The organism is Sphingomonas sp. FUKUSWIS1 (assembly GCF_000733135.1).
GTDB lineage: Bacteria > Pseudomonadota > Alphaproteobacteria > Sphingomonadales > Sphingomonadaceae > Sphingomonas > Sphingomonas aerolata.
Genome location: NZ_JPJC01000208.1, coordinates 1 through 1,531, shown reverse-complemented (window position 1 = coordinate 1,531; position 1,531 = coordinate 1). Strand labels below are relative to the sequence as shown.

Annotated in this window: 1 protein-coding gene and 1 pseudogene; one reads left to right on the top strand and one right to left on the bottom strand. The window is 69.2% G+C overall.

What is annotated here, in order from left to right; genetic code table 11:
• A pseudogene (locus sphsw_RS12610) lies at positions 1-740 on the bottom strand (ATP-dependent DNA helicase); the annotation flags it as partial.
• Between the two features lie 270 nt (positions 741-1,010).
• Here sphsw_RS12610 and sphsw_RS12605 point away from each other — a divergent pair.
• Positions 1,011-1,531, top strand: a 521-nt coding sequence (locus sphsw_RS12605) for a glycosyltransferase (protein ID WP_031440921.1), incomplete at its 3' end; no start/stop codon positions are given.

Here is a 1,531-nt window from a genome sequence, read left to right as displayed (position 1 = left end):
TAGCCGAGCGTCTTGCCGATCCCGGTCCCCGCCTCCGCCAGCACCAGATTGGGCGAATCGCGCACCGCCCGCGGCGCGAACGCGGCCGTCGCCGCGGCGGCATAGGCGCGCTGCCCCGGTCGTTCCTCCGCGCCATGCCCGGTCAGGTCGTCGAGTCGCGCCTCGGCATCGCCCGGCTCGATCGCGATCGTCCGCGGCGCGGGGCGCGGGGCCTGCTCCTCCCATTCGGGCAGTTTCGAAAACAGCCAGCGTTCGTTGACCGCGGGCTTGGCCAGCCGTTCGGCGACCACCGGCGCCCAGGGCCAGCGCAACCGGTAGAGCGACTGCGCCGCGGTCCAGGCTCCCTCCCGCTCGGGCCAGTCCGCGGCGTCGGTCAGCGCCAGCATCGCCTCGGCGGCGCGCAACAGGAACGGCGCGACCTCGGCATCGTCGGTCGGCAGGTCGAGACCGGTGACGCGGGCGATGCCCTTTGGCGTCGGCACCGCAAACTGCGCCGGGCGCAGGAACGCATAGAGTTCGAGCAGGTCGAGTCCCGACAGATCGGCATAGCCCAGACGCTGGCCGATCAGCGCGGCGTTGAGCAGGATGACGGGGGTATCGGCAGCGATCCGGATCGCTTCGCCACGCCCGATCCCGCGCGTCTCGCCGCCCTGCGCGACCCAGATGCCGCCATGGCTGGCGTGAAGGGCGGGGTAGGCAAGCACGTTGCCGACCGTGCGCGATGCGGAACGAATTGGCAACCTCGCCGTGCCGAAAAGCCGCAATACCGGCTTGTACGTGGGTCTCGTCGGTGATGAGGAGCCGTCCCCGCCCTGCCGAACAGACGCTGGGTCGCGCACCGGGGAGCGTGGCGGGCGATGTTCATTCGATCCAAATTTCAGCATCGGTCGGCGGACGAGCCAAGTCATTCCAATATTCTGACGATCGGTCGGCCGACACCTGTCCGAAACGGATCATGTTTGGTCCGTTACGGCGGGGACAGCGGATAGTCTTGCCCGGGGAGAGGGCCGATGAGCGAGTCGCTGGGGATCATCGATATCATCGTGCGCGAGGCGGTGGCATTTGCTGCGGTCGGCTTGTTGATCGGCGGCATCGATGACCTCCTGGTCGACATCGCATTCTTTTTCTGGAAAATCTGGCGCGGACCGTCGACCTTGCCGGGCATGGACGCGCTGCCCACGCCGTCGGAGCCCGGCCGGCTCGCGGTGTTCGTGCCGGCCTGGGACGAGGTGGCGGTGATCGGCGCGATGCTGTCGGCGGCGGTGGCGCGGTTCGACCATGACGACTACCGCATCTTCGTCGGACTCTATCCGAACGACCGCGCGACGATCGACGCCGCGGCGCGCGTGGCGGCGCGCGATCCGCGGATCCGCCTGGTCATCGGCCAGCGCGATGGGCCGACGACAAAGGCGGACTGCCTCAACACGCTCTGGCATGCGCTGCGCCGCGCCGATGATCGCGACGGGCGGCGGACCAAGGCGGTCGTGCTGCACGATGCGGAAGACGTCGTGCACCCGCTCGAACTGCGCGT